22 protein-coding genes are annotated in these 20,228 nt (G+C 66.2%); 11 read left to right on the forward strand and 11 right to left on the reverse strand.

The window, feature by feature from the left end:
* Window positions 1-52 precede the first annotated feature (52 nt).
* Together coaBC and dut are read left to right on the forward strand one after the other, a co-directional pair.
* A complete protein-coding gene (gene coaBC / locus CF68_RS17955) occupies window positions 53-1,255 on the forward strand; it encodes a bifunctional phosphopantothenoylcysteine decarboxylase/phosphopantothenate--cysteine ligase CoaBC (RefSeq protein WP_035821213.1) in 1,203 nt (400 codons plus the stop codon).
* 71 nt (window positions 1,256-1,326) lie between these two features.
* Window positions 1,327-1,827: a dUTP diphosphatase gene (dut, locus tag CF68_RS17960; protein ID WP_035821216.1), complete on the forward strand. Its 501-nt coding sequence runs from the start codon at window positions 1,327-1,329 to the stop codon at window positions 1,825-1,827.
* Window positions 1,828-1,881: 54 nt separating this feature from the next.
* Here dut and CF68_RS17965 read toward each other — a convergent pair whose 3' ends face one another.
* The 4 genes from CF68_RS17965 to clpS form a co-directional block, all read right to left on the reverse strand.
* On the reverse strand, window positions 1,882-2,730 hold the full coding sequence (locus tag CF68_RS17965; RefSeq protein WP_035821238.1) for a VOC family protein: 849 nt from the start codon (window positions 2,728-2,730) through the stop codon (window positions 1,882-1,884).
* Window positions 2,731-2,772: 42 nt separating this feature from the next.
* The gene (locus tag CF68_RS17970) at window positions 2,773-3,780 is read right to left on the reverse strand and encodes a tripartite tricarboxylate transporter substrate binding protein (RefSeq protein WP_035821217.1); all 1,008 of its coding nucleotides are present in this window, start codon (window positions 3,778-3,780) and stop codon (window positions 2,773-2,775) included.
* Window positions 3,781-3,956: 176 nt separating this feature from the next.
* Window positions 3,957-6,251 carry an ATP-dependent Clp protease ATP-binding subunit ClpA gene (gene clpA, locus CF68_RS17975; RefSeq protein ID WP_010814997.1) on the reverse strand — a complete coding sequence of 765 codons (2,295 nt, stop codon included), beginning with the start codon at window positions 6,249-6,251 and terminating at the stop codon, window positions 3,957-3,959.
* Window positions 6,248-6,574 carry an ATP-dependent Clp protease adapter ClpS gene (gene clpS, locus CF68_RS17980; RefSeq protein ID WP_010814998.1) on the reverse strand — a complete coding sequence of 109 codons (327 nt, stop codon included), beginning with the start codon at window positions 6,572-6,574 and terminating at the stop codon, window positions 6,248-6,250. The genes clpA and clpS overlap by 4 nt, the downstream gene beginning before the upstream one ends.
* Window positions 6,575-7,087: 513 nt before the next feature.
* Here clpS and CF68_RS17985 point away from each other — a divergent pair.
* Window positions 7,088-7,294, forward strand: coding sequence for a cold-shock protein (locus tag CF68_RS17985; RefSeq protein ID WP_010814999.1), 207 nt, complete (start codon window positions 7,088-7,090; stop codon window positions 7,292-7,294).
* A 214-nt stretch (window positions 7,295-7,508) separates the two neighbouring features.
* Here CF68_RS17985 and CF68_RS17990 read toward each other — a convergent pair whose 3' ends face one another.
* Together CF68_RS17990 and icd are read right to left on the reverse strand one after the other, a co-directional pair.
* Window positions 7,509-7,970 carry a VOC family protein gene (locus tag CF68_RS17990; protein ID WP_035821220.1) on the reverse strand — a complete coding sequence of 154 codons (462 nt, stop codon included), beginning with the start codon at window positions 7,968-7,970 and terminating at the stop codon, window positions 7,509-7,511.
* 149 nt (window positions 7,971-8,119) lie between these two features.
* Entirely contained in the window at window positions 8,120-9,370 is a 1,251-nt protein-coding gene (gene icd, locus CF68_RS17995; RefSeq protein WP_035821222.1) for an NADP-dependent isocitrate dehydrogenase, read from the reverse strand.
* 274 nt (window positions 9,371-9,644) lie between these two features.
* Between icd and CF68_RS18000 the strand changes: the two genes are divergently transcribed.
* The 3 genes from CF68_RS18000 (at window position 9,645) to CF68_RS18010 (ending at window position 11,258) form a co-directional block, all read left to right on the forward strand.
* Complete coding sequence (locus tag CF68_RS18000; RefSeq protein WP_035821225.1) at window positions 9,645-10,307, forward strand: pseudouridine synthase; 663 nt, start codon at window positions 9,645-9,647, stop codon at window positions 10,305-10,307.
* Window positions 10,308-10,412: 105 nt separating this feature from the next.
* Window positions 10,413-10,613 carry a hypothetical protein gene (locus CF68_RS18005; protein WP_035821227.1) on the forward strand — a complete coding sequence of 67 codons (201 nt, stop codon included), beginning with the start codon at window positions 10,413-10,415 and terminating at the stop codon, window positions 10,611-10,613.
* 186 nt (window positions 10,614-10,799) lie between these two features.
* Complete coding sequence (locus CF68_RS18010) at window positions 10,800-11,258, forward strand: DUF192 domain-containing protein (protein WP_035821229.1); 459 nt, start codon at window positions 10,800-10,802, stop codon at window positions 11,256-11,258.
* A 52-nt stretch (window positions 11,259-11,310) separates the two neighbouring features.
* Here the strand turns inward: CF68_RS18010 and CF68_RS18015 are convergent, their stop codons facing one another.
* Window positions 11,311-11,796 (reverse strand): YajQ family cyclic di-GMP-binding protein, encoded by a 486-nt coding sequence (locus CF68_RS18015; protein WP_018311553.1) that lies wholly within the window; start codon window positions 11,794-11,796, stop codon window positions 11,311-11,313.
* Window positions 11,797-11,921: 125 nt separating this feature from the next.
* Between CF68_RS18015 and murB the strand changes: the two genes are divergently transcribed.
* Entirely contained in the window at window positions 11,922-12,932 is a 1,011-nt protein-coding gene (gene murB, locus CF68_RS18020) for a UDP-N-acetylmuramate dehydrogenase (protein WP_035821232.1), read from the forward strand.
* Between the two features lie 33 nt (window positions 12,933-12,965).
* Here murB and CF68_RS18025 read toward each other — a convergent pair whose 3' ends face one another.
* Window positions 12,966-13,277 (reverse strand): pyrimidine/purine nucleoside phosphorylase, encoded by a 312-nt coding sequence (locus CF68_RS18025; protein WP_010815007.1) that lies wholly within the window; start codon window positions 13,275-13,277, stop codon window positions 12,966-12,968.
* A gap of 85 nt (window positions 13,278-13,362) precedes the next feature.
* Window positions 13,363-14,286 (reverse strand): ornithine carbamoyltransferase, encoded by a 924-nt coding sequence (gene argF, locus CF68_RS18030; RefSeq protein ID WP_035821233.1) that lies wholly within the window; start codon window positions 14,284-14,286, stop codon window positions 13,363-13,365.
* A 438-nt stretch (window positions 14,287-14,724) separates the two neighbouring features.
* Here argF and CF68_RS18035 point away from each other — a divergent pair, with 438 nt between their 5' ends.
* On the forward strand, window positions 14,725-15,024 hold the full coding sequence (locus CF68_RS18035) for a DUF3579 domain-containing protein (RefSeq protein WP_012353767.1): 300 nt from the start codon (window positions 14,725-14,727) through the stop codon (window positions 15,022-15,024).
* Window positions 15,025-15,137: 113 nt separating this feature from the next.
* On the opposite strand, the gene rpsT is transcribed toward CF68_RS18035, so the two are convergent.
* On the reverse strand, window positions 15,138-15,404 hold the full coding sequence (rpsT, locus tag CF68_RS18040) for a 30S ribosomal protein S20 (RefSeq protein ID WP_010815010.1): 267 nt from the start codon (window positions 15,402-15,404) through the stop codon (window positions 15,138-15,140).
* Between the two features lie 327 nt (window positions 15,405-15,731).
* Between rpsT and murJ the strand changes: the two genes are divergently transcribed.
* Together murJ and CF68_RS18050 are read left to right on the forward strand one after the other, a co-directional pair.
* A complete protein-coding gene (murJ, locus tag CF68_RS18045; protein WP_035821234.1) occupies window positions 15,732-17,282 on the forward strand; it encodes a murein biosynthesis integral membrane protein MurJ in 1,551 nt (516 codons plus the stop codon).
* A gap of 96 nt (window positions 17,283-17,378) precedes the next feature.
* Window positions 17,379-18,227: a SirB1 family protein gene (locus tag CF68_RS18050; protein ID WP_035821235.1), complete on the forward strand. Its 849-nt coding sequence runs from the start codon at window positions 17,379-17,381 to the stop codon at window positions 18,225-18,227.
* A 23-nt stretch (window positions 18,228-18,250) separates the two neighbouring features.
* On the opposite strand, the gene CF68_RS18055 is transcribed toward CF68_RS18050, so the two are convergent.
* Window positions 18,251-18,904 (reverse strand): VTT domain-containing protein, encoded by a 654-nt coding sequence (locus tag CF68_RS18055; RefSeq protein ID WP_035821236.1) that lies wholly within the window; start codon window positions 18,902-18,904, stop codon window positions 18,251-18,253.
* Between the two features lie 165 nt (window positions 18,905-19,069).
* Between CF68_RS18055 and mutL the strand changes: the two genes are divergently transcribed.
* Window positions 19,070-20,228: DNA mismatch repair endonuclease MutL (gene mutL, locus CF68_RS18060; protein WP_235205806.1), on the forward strand; the 1,159-nt coding region annotated here is incomplete at its 3' end.

A 20,228-nucleotide genomic window follows, 5' to 3' on the forward strand; every position in this document is an offset into this window, starting at 1 on the left:
GGGCCGGCATAGCCGGTATCATTCCCTATCTCCCTCAGCCAGGTTCCCCACCATGGATTTGCGCGGCAAGCACATCGTTCTCGGCCTGACCGGCGGCATCGCCTGCTACAAGTCGGCCGAACTGGTCCGCCTGCTGACCAAGGCCGGCGCCACCGTGCAGGTGGCCATGACCGAGGCGGCGACGCATTTCATCACGCCGGTGACGATGCAGGCGCTGTCCAGCCGGCCGGTCTTCCTGTCGCAGTGGGATGCCCGCATCGACAACAACATGGCGCACATCGACCTGTCGCGCGAGGCCGATGCCATCGTCATCGCCCCGGCCTCGACCGATTTCATGGCGCGTCTGGCCAACGGGCTGTGCGACGACCTGCTCAGCACCCTGTGCATCGCGCGCGACTGCCCGCTGCTGGTGGCGCCGGCGATGAACCGCCAGATGTGGGCCGCTCCCGCCACCCAGCGCAACGCCGCGCAGCTGCGCGCCGACGGCGTGATGATCCTGGGCCCTGGCAGCGGCGACCAGGCCTGCGGCGAGGTCGGCGACGGCCGCATGCTGGAGCCCGAAGAGCTGCTCGACGACATCATTGCCTTCTTCCAGCCCAAGCCGCTGCAAGGCAAGCGCGTGCTGATCACCGCCGGCCCGACCTTCGAGGCGATCGACCCGGTGCGCGGCATCACCAACCTGTCGTCCGGCAAGATGGGCTTCTCGATCGCGCGCGCGGCGCGCGAGGCCGGCGCCGAAGTGCTGCTGGTGGCCGGCCCCACCGGCCTGCCCACCCCGCGCGGCGTGGTCCGCACCGACGTGCGCAGCGCGCAGCAGATGCATGACGCGGTGATCGCGCAGCTGCACGGCGTGGATATCTTTGTCGCCGTGGCCGCGGTGGCGGACTGGCGCCCGGCTGTAGTCGCGCAGCAGAAGCTGAAGAAGGCCAACGATACCGACACCCCCACGCTGCAGTTCGTGCAGAACCCCGACATCCTGGCCTCGGTCGCGGCGCGGGCTGACGCACCCTACTGCGTCGGCTTCGCCGCCGAGAGCGAGAACCTGGAGCAGTACGGCGAGCAGAAGCGCCAGCGCAAGGGCGTGCCGCTGCTGGTGGGCAATATCGGCCACCATACCTTCGGCCTGGACGACAACGAGATCGTGCTGTTCGACGCCGCCGGCATGACACGGCTGCCGCGTGCCGACAAGCTGTCGCTGGCGCGCCAGCTGGTAGCGGCGATCGGCCAGCGCCTGCCCGGGCGCGCACGGCCCTGATGGCGGGCGCGCGTCCGGTATCATGCGCGGCTGCCACCTATTCCGTTGAACCGATTTCCCCCAGGATTCCCATGACCCAGCCACTGAACCCGACCGTCGAAATCAAGGTGCTCGATGCGCGCCTGAATGAATGGGGCCTGCCCGCCTACCAGAGCGAAATGGCCGCCGCCATCGACCTGCATGCCTGCGTCGACTCCCCGGTATCGATCGCGCCGGGCACGCCCGCGCAACTGGTGCCGGCCGGCATCGCCGTGCACATGGGCAACCCGTACATGGCCGCGACCATCGTGCCGCGCTCGGGCCTGGGCCACAAGAAAGGCCTGGTGCTGGGCAATTCGATCGGCGTGATCGATGCCGACTACCAGGGCCAGATCATGGTCAGCGTGTGGAACCGCAACGCGCCCGGCACCGAGCCGATCGTGATCCAGCCGGGTGAGCGCATCGCGCAGATGATGTTCGTGCCGGTGCTGCGGCCGGTGTTTTCGACGGTGGCAGAATTCAGCGAAGACAGCGATCGCGGCGCGGGCGGCTTTGGCTCGACCGGTGTGCATCACGCCAAGGCCAGCGCCTGACGCAGCCTCCGGCCGCACAAGACACTGGCGCCTCGCGGGGCGCCAGTTTGCATTTCAGCCCTGCTGCTCGAACAGCAGCGCCACGCCGCTGGCGGCATCCGCCAGCACCAGGGTCTCGCGCGGGCCCAGGTCGTGGGTCGGCACACCCTGTTCGCGCCAACCGGCACGCGCGGCCGCCAGGTCATTGGTGCGCAGGCGGATCGCCGCGTAGCCCGGCCCCTCGCGCCGGATATGCGCGGTGCCGGTGGCCGAAGCCAGCGCCTGCGGCGTGCTGACCACCAGCGTGGCATCGTCCAGCGCCAGGCTGCAGACATGTTCGCTCAGCTGCGTCAGCTCGCCTCCGGTCAGCTCCGCGTAGGCGCGCGCGGCGGCGTCCACCAGCGCGGGCGCCACCACCAGGAACATGGTGGCGATGCTGTGCGCGCCGTTGGCATGGCGGGTCCATTCGGGCCGCCACAGCAGTTCGGGCGTACGGTGCTCGCAGACGAAATAGCGCGCGCCCGGCGCATCATCGAGCGCGGTCACGCGAAAGGTGGCCGGATGCTCGCTGCCGTCATCCAGCTGCACCGGACGCGAGAACTCGATCGGGTCCGAGGTGTGCCAGCCCGCCGCACGCAGCCGTGCCGCGGTGGCAAAGGCATCGGCGCTCTTGCACGACATCGCCGCGCAGCCGCCGCCGTGCGCCTGCGCATCCCAGTAGTACTGGCGGCTGGGGCTGGGCGCGGTCACGTGCAGCAGCTCAAGGTAGTCCCGCCGCAGCATGATGCAGTGGTTCTGCGAGCCGAGCGTGTGGTAGCCGCGCGGCGTCAGCGTAAAGCCGAGCCGGCGCCAGGCCTGGGCCCCGGCATCGAGGTCTGGGCACACCACCACGGCGTGGTCGAACATTTCCGCTTGCGTTGCCATCGGCATCCTCTCGGTTTCACGGCGCACCGGCGCCGGACATCGTCATTCGAACTGGATATTGGCCTTGTGCGCCACGGCCTGCCATTTGTCATGCTCGCGGCGCACCAGGTTGCCGAGGTCGGCCGGGCTGCCGCCCACGATCTCGAAGCCCTGCGCGGCCAGCGCATCGACCACGCGCGGCTGGCGCAGCGATTCGACCAGCGCGTCGTGGATGCGCGTGACCGTGGATGCCGGCAGGCCGGCCGGGCCGAACACGCCGATCCAGGAGTAGGCCTCGAAGCCCTTGAGCCCCTGCTCTGCCACCGTCGGCACCTGCGGCAGCTGGCGCAGTCGGCTGGTGCCGGTCACGCCCAGCACCTTGATGGTGCGTGCGGCCACGTGCGCCTGCACCGCGGCGTAGCTGCTGAAGAAAATATCGACCTCGTTGGACAGCACCGCCTGCACGGCCGGGCCGCCGCCCTTGTAGGGCACATGCAGCATGCGCACGCCGGCTTCGGTCGCCAGCGCCTCGGCCGCCAGCTGGTTCAGGCTGCCGATGCCGGACGAGGCATAGCGCACGCCGTCGGGCCTGGCCTTGGCCAGCTCCACCAGCTCGCGCACATTGGCCACGGGCAGCGCGGGATTGGCGGCAATCACCAGCGGAAAGCGCACCAGCTGCGAGATTGGCGAGAAATCGCGGAAGGTGTCGTAGGGCAGCTGCTTGTAGGCGAAAGGGTTGATGGCGTGGGTGTCGAAGGCCATCAACAGGGTGGTGCCGTCCGGCTTCGCGCGCGCCACGGTGCTCGATGCGATCAGGCCGCCGGCACCCGGCTTGTTGTCGACCACCACGGTCTGCCCCAGCGCCGCCTTCAGCCCGGGCTGCAGCTGCCGGGCCACGATGTCGACGCTCCCGCCTGGCGGGAACGGCAGCACCAGCGCGATCGGGCGGTTGCCCGCCAGCGGTTCGGCGCCGGTGGCGGCAGCGGCGTGGAGCATCGGGACGGGCATGGCGCCCAGCGGCAGGATCTTGAGCAGCAGGCGGCGGCGCCGCGTGCGTTCGGCAGAGGACATCAGGGTTTTCAGGCTGGATTCCTGGCCGGTTGCGCGGCCAGCTGCGGCCGCAAACCCATGCCCCGACGGGCATGGCCGGCGGCCGCCGGGACAAAAAGAAAAGGGGCGGCATGACTGCCGCCCCCGTATTTTGCCCGATGACCGGCCACGTTGCAGGCAACGCGGCCGATTACCGCTCAGGCTTCGGCGCGCTGTTCCTCGGGCGCCTCGGGCGGTTCCGGCTCGATCTCGGAGAAATCGAGCTTGATCTGGTCCTGCTCGTCCAGGTCCACCACCACCTTGCCGCCCGAAACCAGCCGGCCGAACAGCAACTCGTCGGCCAGGGCCTTGCGGATCATGTCCTGGATCAGGCGCTGCATCGGGCGCGCGCCCATCAGCGGATCGAACCCCTTGTGCGCCAAGAACTTGCGCAGCTTCTCGGTAAAGCTGGCTTCCACCTTCTTCTCGTGCAGCTGCTCTTCCAGCTGCATCAGGAACTTGTCGACCACGCGCAGGATGATTTCCTCGTCCAGCGAGCGGAAGCTGATCATGGCATCCAGCCGGTTGCGGAACTCCGGCGTGAACATGCGCTTGATGTCAGCCATCTCGTCGCCCTGCTCGCGCGAGCTGGTGAAGCCGATGGTGGCGCGGTTCATGGTCTCCGCCCCCGCGTTGGTGGTCATGATGATGATCACGTTGCGGAAGTCGGCGCGCCGGCCGTTGTTGTCGGTCAGCGAACCATGGTCCATCACCTGCAGCAGGATATTGAAGATATCCGGATGCGCTTTCTCGATTTCATCCAGCAGCAGCACGCAGTGCGGCTTCTTGGTGACGGCTTCGGTCAGCAGGCCGCCCTGATCAAAGCCCACATATCCTGGCGGCGCGCCGATCAGGCGGCTCACGGCGTGGCGTTCCATGTACTCGGACATGTCGAAGCGCAGCAGCTCGATGCCCATGATGAAGGCGAGTTGCTTGGCGACTTCGGTCTTGCCCACGCCGGTGGGGCCCGAGAACAGGAACGAGCCGATCGGCTTGTCGGTCTTGCCCAGGCCGGCGCGCGACATCTTGATCGCCGAGGCCAGTGCCTCGATCGCCGGGTCCTGGCCGAACACCACCGACTTCAGGTCGCGGTCCAGCGTCTGCAGCTTGCTGCGGTCGTCCTGGTTCACGCTCTGCGGCGGGATGCGCGCAATGCGCGAGACGATGTCCTCGATCTCGCCCTTGCCGATGGTCTTCTTCTGCTTGGACTTCGGCAGGATGCGCTGCGCCGCGCCGGCTTCGTCGATCACGTCGATCGCCTTGTCGGGCAGGTGGCGGTCAGTAATGAAGCGGGCCGACAGCTCCGCTGCCGCGGTCAGCGCCGAGGCCGCGTACTTGACGCCGTGGTGCTCCTCGAAGCGCGACTTCAGGCCGCGCAGGATCTGCACGGTCTGGTCGACCGAAGGCTCGACCACGTCGATCTTCTGGAAGCGCCGCGACAGCGCCGCGTCTTTCTCGAAGATGCCGCGATATTCCGTGAAGGTGGTCGCGCCGATGCACTTGAGCTGGCCCGACGACAGCGCCGGCTTGAGCAGGTTGCTGGCGTCCAGCGTCCCGCCCGATGCAGCGCCCGCGCCGATCAGCGTGTGGATCTCGTCGATGAACAGGATCGCGTTCGGATTGTCCTTGAGCGACTTGAGCACGCCCTTCAGGCGTTGCTCGAAGTCACCGCGGTACTTGGTGCCGGCCAGCAGCGCGCCCATGTCGAGCGAGTAGACGGTCGCCTTTTCCAGGATGTCGGGCACCTCGTTCTTGGTGATGCGCCACGCCAGACCCTCGGCGATCGCGGTCTTGCCGACGCCGGCCTCGCCCACCAGCAGCGGGTTGTTCTTGCGCCGGCGGCACAGCACCTGCACCACGCGCTCGACTTCGCTCTCGCGGCCGATCAGCGGGTCGATCTTGCCGGCCTTGGCCAGCGTGTTCAGGTTCTGGGTGTATTGCTCGAGCGGGCTTTCCTTGCCGTCGCCGCCCTCGCCTTCGCCGGCGGCATCGCCATGCTTGGCGGGCTCGGACTGGTCCTTGCGGATACCGTGGCTGATGAAATTGACCACGTCCAGCCGCGTCACGCCCTGCTGCTGCAGATAATAGACCGCGTGCGAATCCTTCTCGCCGAATATCGCGACCAGCACGTTGGCACCCGTCACTTCCTTCTTGCCGTTGGAAGTGGACTGGACGTGCATGATCGCGCGCTGGATCACGCGCTGGAAACCGAGCGTGGGCTGGGTATCAACCTCGTCGGTACCCGGCACCACCGGCGTGTTATCCGCGATGAAGTTCTTAAGGCTGGTGCGCAGGTCTTCTATATTGGCCGCGCAGGCGCGCAAGACTTCCGCTGCCGTGGGATTGTCGAGCAATGCCAGCAGCAGGTGCTCCACGGTAATGAACTCGTGGCGTGCCTGCCTGGCTTCGACAAACGCCATATGCAGGCTCACTTCCAATTCTTGCGCAATCATGCTTCCTCCATCACGCACTGCAGGGGATGCCCCGCCTGCCGCGCGTGCGTTGACACCAGCTCGACCTTGGTCGCTGCAATATCCCTGGTGTAGATACCGCAGACGCCCTTTCCTTCCCGGTGCACGGTGAGCATGATCTGCGTCGCCGTTTCCCGGTCCCTGCTGAAATACTGCTGCAGGATCATCACTACAAACTCCATCGGAGTGTAGTCGTCATTAAGCAGCACCACCTTGAACATGGCGGGCGGTTTAAGCGCCTGCTCTTTCCGCTCCAGGATGGTGCCTGCTTCGCGTTGTGGGACATTCGCAAGCCGTGTAGCCATGGCTTTATTCTAACCCTTACTCGCAACTCTGCAATTTGGGGAAAAGGCGCCGGATTCAAGAGCCGGGTCACCAGTTTCCGGTGGTGGAAGGACGCGGGATTTCACGCGGGAGGCATTGCAAGGCACGTGGCCGGCGCGGGCGGGACCGCATGCATGGCAGCCCTGGCGCATGCCGCCAAGGTACCACCAGGTGCCGTCCGATTCCCGCCACACCCTGCTGGCAGTGGGGAATCCGCCAACTTGACAGTATCCGGCTTTGCCAGAAGAATCGTTCGCACACCTGCCGACGGCCAACGAGCCAAAGCAACAGCCGAGGCAGGTGATCCGTGAGCAGGGAGGCCACGGCCGCCGCGGCGGCGAGTCAGCATCGAGACTGGCCGCCACGCGATTGCACCTCGCCGCGCGTCATCGCCTGCCGCACCTCAGGACGCGGCAGGTCATGGCGCCGCAGTCCGTGCCGTCTGGCCGGCAAGGCTTCCCCGCTTTGAAATCTGCTATTTCGTGGGGGAGTATATGGCAAGCGGTATCGTCAAATGGTTCAATGACGCCAAGGGCTTCGGGTTCATCAAGCCGGACGAGGGCGAAGAAGAACTGTTTGCGCACTTTTCGGCTATCCAGATGTCCGGCTTCAAGACGCTGAAGGAAGGTCAACGCGTCTCGTTCGAGGTGGTCCAGGGCCCCAAGGGCAAGCAAGCCACCAATATCCAGGACGCCAGCTAAAGCGCGCCGCGACCGCATCCCGGCCGCAGAGCCGCAGAGCGGTCAACCAGGGTGTGGGGGGGCTCCCCCGGGACGGGATCGATGCCAGCGCCCCGCGTTGCCGCCACCGCGGCGCGGCGGGTGCCGGCTCGGATCAGCTGCACGCACCACATCCGACCGAAAGCCCGGCCTCGCGCCGGGCTTTCTGCTTTCCGGGCCCCCCGGGTCCGGGCCATCAGGCCCAGCCGTCGATCTTCAGCCCGCTGGCCTGCTCGGCCTCTTCCCTGGTGACCTTGCGCACAGTCTGGCCGAAGGTCCAGACATGGCCCTCCGTGTCCCGGGCCGTGTAGGTGCGGTCGCCGTAGAACTCGTCCTGCGGCTCGCGCAGGATCACAGCCCCGGCGGCGCGGGCGCGCTCGCAATGCTGGTCCAGCCCTTCCTGCAGGTGCACGTGCAGGGTCTGGGTATTCTTGCCCCCGATCGAGGCCGGGCTGGCGGTATAGTCCGCCCACTCGCTGCCCACCATCAGGTAGCTGTCGCCGAAACGCATTTCAGAATGCACCAACTGGTCCTGCTGGTCGCGGATCACCATGACCCGCTCAAAGCCGAAGGCGCGCTCCAGCCAGTCCAGGGCCGCCAGCGGGTCCTTGTAGAAGATGGCCGCACCGAACGCGGTGCGGCGGAAGGGATCGTCCATGCCTGTCTCCTCGGGCCGCCCGGCCCGTCATTCCAACCCCTGACGTTCTAGGCAACACTGGCGCCCGGGGCAAGAAAAAAACCCCGGCGCCGACCAGGCGGCACCGGGGTTTTCCTTGGCAGGTCGCCCGCCGCAGCGGGAGTCCGTGCTTACATATTGTCGATCATCACCTGGCCAAAACCCGAGCACGACACCTGCGTCGCGCCTTCCAGCAGGCGGGCGAAGTCGTACGTCACCTTCTTGGACAGGATCGACTTCTCCATCGAAGAGATGATCAGGTCCGCGGCTTCGGTCCAGCCCATGTGACGCAGCATCATTTCGGCCGACAGGATTTCAGAGCCCGGGTTGACGTAGTCCTTGCCAGCGTACTTCGGCGCGGTGCCGTGGGTGGCCTCGAACATGGCGACCGAGTCAGACATATTGGCGCCCGGGGCGATGCCGATGCCGCCGACCTGCGCGGCCAGCGCGTCGGAGACATAGTCGCCGTTCAGGTTCAGCGTGGCGATCACCGAGTATTCGGCCGGACGCAGCAGGATCTGCTGCAGGAAGGCGTCGGCGATGGCGTCCTTGACCACGATGTCCTTGCCGGTCTTCGGGTTCTTGAATTTGCACCACGGGCCGCCGTCGACCAGCTCGGCGCCGAATTCCTTTTGCGCCAGCTCGTAGCCCCAGTCACGGAAGCCACCTTCGGTGAACTTCATGATGTTGCCCTTGTGCACCAGCGTCACCGACGGCTTGTCGTTGTCGATGGCGTACTGGATCGCCTTGCGCACCAGGCGCTCGGTGCCCTCGCGCGAGACCGGCTTGATGCCGATGCCCGAGGTCTCCGGGAAGCGGATCTTCTTCACGCCCATCTCGTCCTGCAGGAACTTGATGAGCTTCTTCGCCTGTTCGCTTTCCGCCGCCCATTCGATGCCGGCGTAGATGTCTTCCGAGTTCTCGCGGAAGATCACCATGTCGGTCTTTTCCGGCTCACGCACCGGCGAGGGCACGCCCTTGAAGTAGCGCACCGGGCGCAGGCAGACGTACAGGTCCAGCTGCTGGCGCAGCGCCACGTTCAGCGAGCGGATGCCGCCGCCCACCGGCGTGGTCAGCGGGCCCTTGATCGAGACCACATAGTCCTTGAGCACCTCCAGGGTTTCATCCGGCAGCCACACGTCCGGGCCGTAGACCTTGGTCGACTTCTCGCCGGCGTAGATCTCCATCCAGGCGATCTTGCGCTTGCCGCCATAGGCCTTGGCCACGGCCGCGTCCACCACCTTGATCATCACCGGGGTGATATCGAGGCCCGTACCGTCGCCTTCGATGTAAGGAATGATCGGATTGTCCGGGACATTCAGCGAAAAGTCCTGGTTGACCGTGATCTTTTCGCCGGCCGGAACCTTGATATGTTGGTACATGACGTCTCCAGTACGGAACGGTTGTGACTGCCGCCGGTTCGTGGCCGGTCGGCGAGATTCGGGGAGATGGCGCTGTGGCATTGTAGCGGGCCTTGCTACGCGCCCGTGCTGCATTGCATCACCCTAGCGCCACCCTGGGCTGCCTTCAGTCTTATATAAGACACAAGACTAATTTCGTATTATGCAGCAATTTTTCATCATCCGCCAATCGGGCCGGACCCCCAGATCCTCCGATTTCCCGGCCCGGCGCGCGGCTGCGGCATACTTGCGCCCCATGACCCTGATTGCCCTGAACAAGCCGTTTGGCACCATGAGCCAGTTCTCGGAACACCCGACGCGCCCGACGCTGGCCGCGTGCGTGAGCGTGCCCGGCGTATACCCGGCCGGGCGGCTCGATGCCGACAGCGAGGGCCTGCTGCTGCTGACCGACGACGGCACGCTGCAGGCCCGTATCGCCGACCCGCGCCACAAGCTGGAGAAGACCTACCTGGCACAGGTCGAAGGCATTCCCGATACCGCCGCGCTGGCCCGGCTGCGCGCCGGGGTAGACCTGGGCGACTTCGTCACGCAGCCGGCCAGGGTGCGCGCGATCGAGGCGCCCGACTGGCTCTGGCCGCGCCAGCCGCCGGTGCGCTTTCGCGCGGCGATCCCGACCGCGTGGCTGGAGCTGAAGATCCGCGAGGGCAAGAACCGGCAGGTACGCCGCATGACCGCCGCGGTCGGCTTTCCCACGTTGCGGCTGGTGCGCGTCGGGATCGGCCCGCTTGACCTGCGCGCACTCGGCCTCGCGCCCGGGGCCTGCTGCGAGGTGTTGCCCGCGCAACTGGGACTGGCACCGGCAGCACCGCGCGAGCGCCAGGAGCCGGCACCGCGCATCCATGTCTCGAAGACCAGACAGGCGAACGACATCAAGCGGCGTTCTCGTTACAAAAACTAACAAGTCGCGGGTCAACGCTGGCGGCGGCGGCCTCGTTCTTGTCGGGGACACGTCCTATCACGCGTCAATCTTTCCGACTGTTCTCATCCTTCGAGGTAATACGTCATGAAAAAACTGATCGCTGCTCTGGTTGTTGGCCTGTTCGCCACCGGCGCCTTCGCCCAGGCTTCGGCACCTGCTACCGCCGACACTGCAGCGCCCGCGGCCACGGAAGCCCCGAAGACCACGACCAAGAAGAAGACCACCCACAAGAAGCACAGCAAGAAGAAGGCTGCCCCCGCCGCTTCGGCCCCGGCTGCCCAGTAATCGCTGGCGCCCTCCCTGCCCCGTGCGCTCGCGAGGCAGGAAAGAGAAGGCAGGCTGCCGCCAGGCGCCTGCCTTTTTTGTTGCCGCGATAGCTCGTGATGCGCGGCGTACCGCTCGCCGCACATCGACACGCGGCGCGTGCGCTATGCTTGCGGCTGCTGCCCGCGCCATTTCAGACTGAACACCATGCCCTTCCTGTCCAACACGCTGTTGTCACGATGCTCCTCGATTGCCGGCCTGCTCGCGCTGAGCGCCGGGATCGCATACGCGCAGGCCGCGCTGCCGGTGGTGCCGCTCACCGCGGGCATGTTTGCGATCCAGGCGGAGGTTGCCGCCACGCCGGCGGCACGCGAACAGGGGCTGATGTACCGCACAACCATGGCGCCCAACGCCGGCATGCTGTTCGTGTTCGAGCAGAAGGCGGGTCACTGCTTCTGGATGCGCAATACCGAGCTGCCGCTGTCGATCGCCTTCCTGGCCGATGATGGCACCATCGTCAATATCGAGGACATGGCGCCGCGCACGGAGAGCAACCATTGCCCGAAGGCGGCGATCCGCTATGCGCTGGAAATGAACAAGGGATGGTTCTCGCAGAAAGGCATCAAGGCCGGCGCGAAAATCGGCGGACTGCCGCAGCCTCGCTGAGTGCGGCAGCGCGAGGCGGCGCCGGCAGGAGCGCCGGCGCGGGAGGCAAGAATCAGTCGCGGAAGTTGTTGAAGTCCAGCGGCGCCTCGGACACATCCTTGCGCAGCATCGCCATCACGCTTTGCAGGTCGTCGCGCTTGGCGCCCGACACGCGCACCGCATCGCCCTGGATGCTGGCCTGCACCTTGATCTTGCTGTCCTTGATGATGCGCACGATCTTCTTGGACAGGTCGCCGGTCACGCCCTTCTTGATCGTGATCACCTGCTTGACCTTGTCGCCGCTGATCTTGTCGATCTTGCCGTAGTCCAGGAAGCGCACGTCCACGTTGCGCTTGGCCATCTTGTTGATCAGCACATCCTTGACCTGGCTCAGCTTGAAATCATCGTCGGCAAAGGCAGTCAGTTCATTTTCCTTGTGCTCGACCCGGGCGTCCGAGCCCTTGAAATCGAAGCGCGTCGAGATTTCCTTGTTGGCCTGCTCGACCGCGTTCTTCACCTCGACCATGTTCGCTTCGCACACTACATCAAACGACGGCATTGCATTCTCCTTGTGATCCGTATGCCCGGAAGCCGGCCGCGCTCGGCGCCTTCCGTATAATCCAGCCTACCTCGCAGTTCCGGGTCGCTTGCCCTCCAGCGGCGGCCGCGTCACCTTTCCCTTGCATGGCAGATTTCCACGAATTCTATCCCCTGCGTCGCCACAATACATTCGGATTTGACGCGCGCGCGCGCTTTGCGGTGCATGTGCGCAGCGAAGCCGACCTGACCGCGGCACTGGCCGACCCGCGTGCCGACGGCCTGCCACTGGTGGTCCTGGGCGGCGGCAGCAATGTGGTGCTGACCGGCGACCTGGACGCGCTGGTGCTGCTGATGGAAATCCCCGGCTACCGACCGGAGGAGACTGGCGATGCCTGGCTGGTCACCGCCGGCGCCGGCGAGAACTGGAACGCGCTGGTCAACCGCACCATCGCGGACGGCATGCCCGGGCTGGAAAACCTGGCACTGATCCCCGGCACCGCGGGCGCGGCGCCGATCCAGAACATCGGCGCCTACGGGGTGGAGCTGCGCGAGCGCTTCGAAGGCGTGCGCGCCTATGACCGCCACACCGGCGCATTCGTGTGGCTGGACCTGCGGGCCTGCGGCTTCGGCTACCGCGACAGCCTGTTCAAGCGCGCCGGCGCCGGCCGCTACATCATCACGGCGGTAACGCTGAGCCTGCCCAAGGCGTGGCAACCGGTGCTGTCGTACGGGGAGCTGGCGCGCGAACTCGATGGCCGGGCTGCGCCCGATGCGGCCACGATTCGCGACGCCGTGGTCGCGATCCGCTCGCGCAAGCTGCCCGACCCGGCACAGCTGGGCAATGCGGGCAGCTTCTTCAAGAATCCGCTGGTCAGCGCCGCGCAGCGCGACGCGCTGCTGCAGGCCAACCCGGACCTGGTCAGCTATGCGCAGCCGGACGGCTCGTACAAGCTGGCAGCCGGCTGGCTGATCGACCGCTGCGGCTTCAAGGGCGTGACCGATGGCCCGGTGGGCGTCTATGGCAAGCAGGCGCTGGTGCTAGTGCACCACGGCGGTGGCACCGGCGCGATGCTGCTGGCGCTGGCCAACCGCATCGCCGATGCGGTGCAGGCACGCTTTGGCGTGCGCATCGAACCGGAACCGGTAGTGCTGTAAAGCAGGCGGGCCAGGACTGACCCGCCGCGCCTGTCACGCAAAGTGGCAGACGTAGTCCAGCGTTTCCTGCACCTCGATATCGAAGCTGCTGTTGCCCGGCACGCTGAACTGCTGGCCCGCGCCGTAGGTCTGCCAGTCTTCCGAACCGGCCAGGCGCACGCGGCAGGTGCCGGCGTTGATTTCCATGATCTCGGGCGCGCCGGTGTTGAAGGTCAGCGCGGCCGGGAAGATCACACCCAGCGTCTTGCGGGTGCCGTCCGGGAACAGCACGGTGTGGCTGACGCACTTGCCGTCAAAGTACAGGTTGGCTTTCTTGACGACCGACACGTTATCGAACTGGCTCACTTCCATCTCCTTGGGTTTCTGTACGAAAGACGTAAAAAGAGGGGCCATCGCGGCCCCTCCCTTGTTCACCCCGCGCCGTGCTGGTTCAGTAGCGGCCGCAGAGCAGGTATTCCATCAGCGCCTTCTGCACGTGCAGGCGGTTCTCGGCCTCTTCCCAGACCACGCTCTTGGGACCGTCGATCACGGCGGCCTCAACTTCCTCGCCGCGGTGCGCCGGCAGGCAGTGCATGAAGAGCGCGTCGGGCTCGGCGCGGTCCATCATGGGCGTGGTGACCATCCAGTCCTTGAAGGCGCGCTTGCGGGCGTCGTTCTCGGCCTCGAAGCCCATGCTGGTCCAGACATCGGTGGTGACCAGGCTGGCGCCCTGGCAGGCCGTGAGCGGATCGTCGAAGACCTTGACCAGGCCAGCGGCCGACGCCGGCACCATGGCCGGATCAAGCTGGTAGCCCGGCGGCGCCGAGAAATGGAAGGTGAAGCCCAGACGCTCGGCGGCCTGGATCCAGGTGTAGGCCATGTTGTTGGCATCGCCGATCCACGCCACGGTCTTGCCGCGGATGCTGCCGCGCTGCTCGATGTAGGTGAAGACGTCGGCCAGCACCTGGCACGGGTGGTATTCGTTGGTCAGGCCGTTGATCACCGGCACGCGCGAATGCGCGGCAAAGCGCTCGATGATGTCCTGGCCGAAGGTGCGGATCATGATGATGTCGACCATGCGCGAGATCACCTGCGCCGCATCCTCGATCGGCTCGCCGCGGCCCAGCTGCGAGTCGCGCGTGTTCAGGAACACCGCGTGGCCGCCCAGCTGGTGGATGCCGGCTTCGAACGACAGGCGCGTACGCGTGGAATTCTTCTCGAAGATCATGGCCAGCGTGCGGTCGTGCAGCGGGTGCCAGGTCTCGTAGTTCTTGAACTTGGCCTTCAGGATCCGCGCGCGATCCAGCAGGTACTCATACTCGTCGGGAGTGAAGTCGCTGAACTGGAGGTAATGCTTGATCGGGGTTGAGCTCATAAAACAAAGAAGGCGGCTCGGTGGGGACGCGCCGTCACGAAGTGTTCATGACTCAAGCGCGCCGCGGAGCCGCCTTTCGCGTCGCATACGCAATTTAACTGCAAGAATCATAAGGGATTATTTCTGCTTTGGCGAGTCCGGGACAACCCGGCACGGACTTGCGTCCTGCCCCGGCGCGGTGCCGCTGACAGGTTCCCGACAGGATTTCGCCCTTATGCGCAACTCTTATATAAGATATAATACCCGCTGATTCACGCGGGGCCCGGCATACCCATGCCGCTGCCCGCCGCCGGCATCAAAAGTGCCCCCGCAAGACACCGACGCCCCGCCTTCCGGCTGGAACCAGCGCGAACCAAACGCGCCCCGGCCGCGTCAAACGGGCGCCCGTCCAGCGGGTTTACCGTCGAGTCATCCGCCTCACCCGCAGTGTCCAGCCTCATGAACCCCAACGTTCGCGAATACTTTATCCAAGGCATTACCAAGGAAGGCAAGACCTTCCGCCCGAGCGACTGGGCCGAACGGCTGTGCGGCGTGATGGCGCAGTTCCGCCCCGAGGGCGACAGCGGCGACCCGCGCCTGACCTACTCCCCTTACGTGCGGCCTATCTTCGCCGGCAACGTCAAATGCGTGGTGGTGGACGTTCGGCTGCGCGACATTGAACCCAAGGCGCTGGATTTCGTGCTGAATTTCGCGCGCGACAACAACCTGCAGCTGGTTGAAGCCTGTTCGCTGGAATAAGCGTGCCGGCCAGGCGCCGGAAAGCAAAAAAGCTCGTCGGATGACGAGCTTTTTTGTCGGCGGATGCCTGGGCACCCGCCTCTGCTGGACCGCCGGGGCGGCCCGGGCAGCGATCAGGCAGCCATCGACTTGATGGCGGCCGACAGGCGCGACTTGTGACGGGCGGCCTTGTTCTTGTGCACGATCTTCTTGTCGGCAATGCTGTCGATCACGGCTTGCGAGTTCTTGAAGATCTCGGCGGCAGCGGCCTTGTCGCCTGCGTCGATGGCCTTGCGGACGGCCTTGACGGCAGTGCGCAGACGCGAACGCAGGCTGGAGTTGTGAGCGTTCTGGGCAACGGCCTGGCGGGCGCGCTTGCGAGCTTGTGCGGAATTTGCCATGTAAAAATATCCTGAATTCAGATGCGTGCCGCGGGGGACACAACAATTAAGTCATATCGAGCGACCCGGGATGCACTGACACACGAATCCGGAACGCAACTGTCCTTGTGAATCGGCAATTATACACAGATGCCGGCACACAAAGCAACACGGCGGACACTTTGCCAGCCCAGGCCGGGCGGGCGCCGGACCGATCCGTATAATAAGCGCCACATTGTGCCGGGGCACGTGGCGCGCCGGCAACTTTATCGCCCGGACCGCGTCTCAGAGGCGTCCCCGGCGTACGGTGCGCCCGCACCGATCCACCGTCCCGCACCGACCCGCACCTTGAACCTGCTCAAAGCGCTCGCCACCATCAGCAGCCTGACGATGCTCTCGCGCATCACCGGCCTCGTGCGCGAGATCCTGATCGCCCGCGCCTTCGGCGCGGCGGAGGTGACCGACGCGTTCAACGTGGCCTTCCGCATTCCCAACCTGCTGCGCCGCATTTTCGGCGAAGGCGCGTTCTCGCAGGCCTTCGTGCCGATCCTGGGCGAATACCACGCCAAGCGCGGCGACGAGCCGACCAAGGCACTGATCGACGCCGTCGCCACGGTCATGACCTGGGTGCTGATGGGCGTGTCACTGCTTGGCGTGATCGGGGCGCCGCTCGTGATGACCGCGGTCGCCACCGGCTTCCGCGGGCAAAGCGAGACCTATACTGCGGCCGTGTTCATGACGCGGGTAATGTTCCCGTATATCGGCCTGATCTCGCTGGTGGCGCTGGCGTCCGGCATCCTCAATACCTGGCGCAAGTTCGCGGTGCCGGCCTTCACGCCGGTGCTGCTGAACCTGTGCCTGATCATCGCGGCCCTGTTCGTCGGTCCGCACAGGGCCCAGCCGATCTACGCTCAGGCGTGGGGCGTGCTGGTTGGCGGCGTGCTGCAGCTGGCGATCCAGGTGCCGGCGCTGCGTCGCCTGGGCGTGATGCCGCGGCTGAGCTTCAACCTGCGCGCGGCGTGGTCCGATCCCGGCGTGCGCCGCATCCTGCGGCAGATGGGGCCGGCGCTGCTGGCCGTGTCGGTGGCGCAGATCAGCCAGATCATCAATACCAATATCGCCTCACGGCTGGCCGCGGGCAGCGTCTCTTACCTGACCTATGCCGACCGGCTGATGGAGTTCCCGACCGCGCTGCTGGGCGTGGCGTTGGGGACGATCCTGCTGCCGAGCCTGTCCAAGGCCAACGCCTCGGGCGACCATGCCGAGTACTCGAGCCTGCTCGACTGGGGCCTGCGCCTGACCTTCCTGCTGGCGGTGCCCTGCGCGGTAGGGCTGTTCGTGTTCGGCGCGCCGCTGACCGCCGTGCTGTTCAACTATGGCAAGTTCGACGCCCACGCGGTCGAGATGACGCGCCAGGCGCTGGTCTCGTACGGCGTCGGCCTGATGGGGCTGATTTCGATCAAGATCCTGGCGCCGGGCTTCTATGCGCGCCAGGATATCCGCACGCCGGTGAAGATCGCGCTGCTGGTGCTGGTGATCACTCAGGCCTGCAACTATGCGTTCGTGCCGTGGATCGGCCATGCCGGGCTGGCGCTGTCGATCAGTGCCGGCGCCACCATCAACGCGCTGCTGCTGTTCTTCGGCCTGCGCCGGCGCGGCCTGTACCGACCGGCGCCGGGCTGGTGGCTGTTCCTGGCGCAGCTGTGCGCCTCGGTGCTGCTGCTGTCGGGCATGCTGCTCTGGTTCGCGCGCAACTTCGACTGGATCGGGCTGGGCGCGACGCCGCTCCTGCGCATTGCGCTGCTGGCTTCGTGCCTGGTACTTGCAGCGGTGGTCTACTTCGGTACACTGTGGCTCATGGGACTGCGCTACTCTGCCTTCAGGCGCCGCGCCGGCTGATGTACCAGCGAATCTGCCAACGCATGGGCCACCTAATGAGCCGGCAATGGTGACCCGCGCTGCGCGCGGTGCCGGCGGCTGTACCGGGAAACCGACATGACATCCACCAAAGTCCTGGATTATTTCGCCAGCCTCGTGGCTGACGAAAACGGCATCCCGCTGACCGAAACCGCGCTGTCCATCGCGCAGGACGCCTACCCCGACCTGGACCTGCAGGCCGAGCTTGCGGCGCTGGATGTGCTGGCGCTGCGCCTGAAGCGCCGGATCGCCGAAGGCACCCCCGCGATCCAGCGGCTGCGCCTGCTGAACCATTTCTTCTATCGCGACCTGGGTTTCGGCCCGAACGCGAACGATTACTACGACCCCGACAACTCCTACCTGAACGTGGTGCTGCGCCAGCGGCGCGGCATCCCGATCTCGCTTGCGGTGCTGTTCATGGAGCTGGGCCAGCAGATCGGCCTGCCGCTCAAGGGCGTGTCGTTCCCCAACCATTTCCTGCTGCGCATGACGATTCCTGCCGGCGAAGTGATACTGGACCCGCTCACCGGCGAGACCCTGTCGAAGGAACGGCTGCAGGAAATGCTGGATCCGTACCTGGAGCGCGAAGGCATCAGCGATGCCAGCCAGGTGCCGCTGGGCTTGTTCCTGCGCGCGGCCAGCCACCGCGAGATCGTCGCGCGCATGTTGCGCAACCTGAAGGCGATCTACCTGCAGGAGTCGCGCTGGCAGCGGCTGCTGGCGGTGCAAAACCGGCTGGTGATCCTGCTGCCGGGTTCGATCGAGGAAGTGCGCGACCGGGGGCTGGCGTACGCCAACCTGGAGTGCTTCCGCCCCGCGCTGGTCGACCTGGAAGCCTATGTCCTGGCCCGGCCCGATGCTGCCGATATCGGCCAGATCCGCGAGCGCATGCCCGCGCTGCGGATGATGAGCCGCAGCCTCAACTGAAGAGGCTGCGCGGCGTCGCTGGCTCAGCGCTCCACGCGCGTGGGCCGGCGGCGGTTGCCGCGCACCAGCTTCCACAGCCCGCCCAGCACCAGCGGCACCACGGCCGCGCCGATGCCGGCCAGCACGATCAGGTTCAGGTACTGGCGGATAAACGGCAGGTTGCCGAAGAAGTAGCCGGCAAAGACCAGGCCGACCACCCAGGCCACGGCGCCGACCACGTTGAACATCTGGAAGCGCGCAAAGGTCATCTGCGACACGCCCGCCACGAACGGGGCGAAGGTGCGCACGATCGGCACGAAGCGCGCCATCACCAGCGTCTTGCCGCCGTGCCGCTCATAAAAGTCATGGGTGCGGCGCAGCGCATCCTGGTCCAGGAAGCGCCACTGGTGGTCGAACACCTTGGGCCCGATCCAGCTGCCCACCAGGTAGTTGACGGTATTGCCGGAGATCGCCGCCACCAGCAGCAGGCCGATCAGCGCCCACTCGTTCATGGCGCCGGTTGCGCAGAAGGCGCCCGCGATAAACAGCAGCGAGTCGCCCGGCAGGAACGGCAGGACCACCAGACCGGTTTCGGCAAAGACGATCAGGAACAGGATGGCATAGACCCAGTGGCCGTACTGGTCGATGACCGTGCCGAGGTATTTGTCGACATGCACCAGCATGTCGATGAGCTGCAAAGCGAGATCCAAGTCGTTCCCCGTTGATGGTTTGGTTGACTGCGTTCGGTCCGATGCGGCCTGGGCCGCCTTGGCCTGAATCATACAAGAGCCGCCGCTCCAATCCGCCACCTGCGGCACCTTTGTGCGTCCGACTCCGTGCAGGCGTCCACGTATAATCGCCGGATGCCTGCCTCCGCCTCCAGCACTGCCCTGCGCACCACCCAGCAGCCGCGCCCGATCCGGCCGCTGCCGGACCAGCTCATCAGCCAGATCGCCGCCGGCGAAGTGGTGGAACGACCGGCCTCGGTGGTCAAGGAGTTGCTGGAGAACGCGCTCGACGCCGGCGCCACGCAGCTCGGCATCCGGCTGGAAGAAGGCGGCGTGCGGCGCATCGTCATCACGGACAACGGCTGCGGCATCCCTGCGGCCGAATTGCCGGTTGCGCTGATGCGCCACGCCACCAGCAAGATTGCCTCGCTCGACGAACTGGAATCAGTGCTGACGCTGGGCTTTCGCGGCGAGGCCCTGGCCTCGATCGCCTCGGTGTCCCAGCTGGCCCTGACCAGCCGCACCGCGGCCGATGCCCATGCCACCCAGGTCAGCGCCGATACCGGCACGGTGCAGCCTGCCTCGGGCGGGGTCGGCACCACCGTCGACGTGCAGCATCTCTACTTCAACACGCCAGCGCGCCGAAAGTTCCTCAAATCGGAGCAAACCGAGCTGGGACACTGCCTGGAGATGGTGCGGCGCGTGGCGCTGGCGCGGCCCGACGTGACCATCTCGGTCCACCACAACGGCAAGCCGCTGGAGCACTGGAATGCCGGCGACGTCGCCACCCGTACCGCGCAGGTGCTGGGCAATGACTTTGCCCGCGCCCGCCTGCCACTGGACGAAGAGGCCGACACGCTGCACCTGTATGGCTTTGCCGGGCTGCCCACGGCCTCGCGCGGGCGGCCGGACCAGCAGTACTTCTTTGTCAACGGCCGCTTCGTGCGCGACAAGCTGCTCAACCACGCGGTGCGCAGCGCCTACCAGGACGTGCTGCACGGCGACCGCTTCCCGTCCTATGTGCTGTGCCTGGACCTGCCGCCGGAGATGGTCGACGTCAACGTGCACCCGTCCAAGATCGAAGTGCGCTTCCGTGAATCGCGCGCCGTGCACCAGTTCGTCTACCACGCGGTGCAGCGCAGCTTGGCGCGGCAGGCCGGCGGGAACGGCGACAGCCTGCATACCGACGCCGACGGCGAGATCACCTTGCCGCCTGGCGGCGCGACACCGGCGGGCGGCGCACGGCCGGGCTATGGCGGCGGCTATGGCGGCGGCAGTGGCGGCGGCAGTGGCG

It is taken from the genome of Cupriavidus sp. SK-4 (genome assembly GCF_000611125.1).
Classification (GTDB): Bacteria; Pseudomonadota; Gammaproteobacteria; order Burkholderiales; family Burkholderiaceae; genus Cupriavidus; species Cupriavidus necator.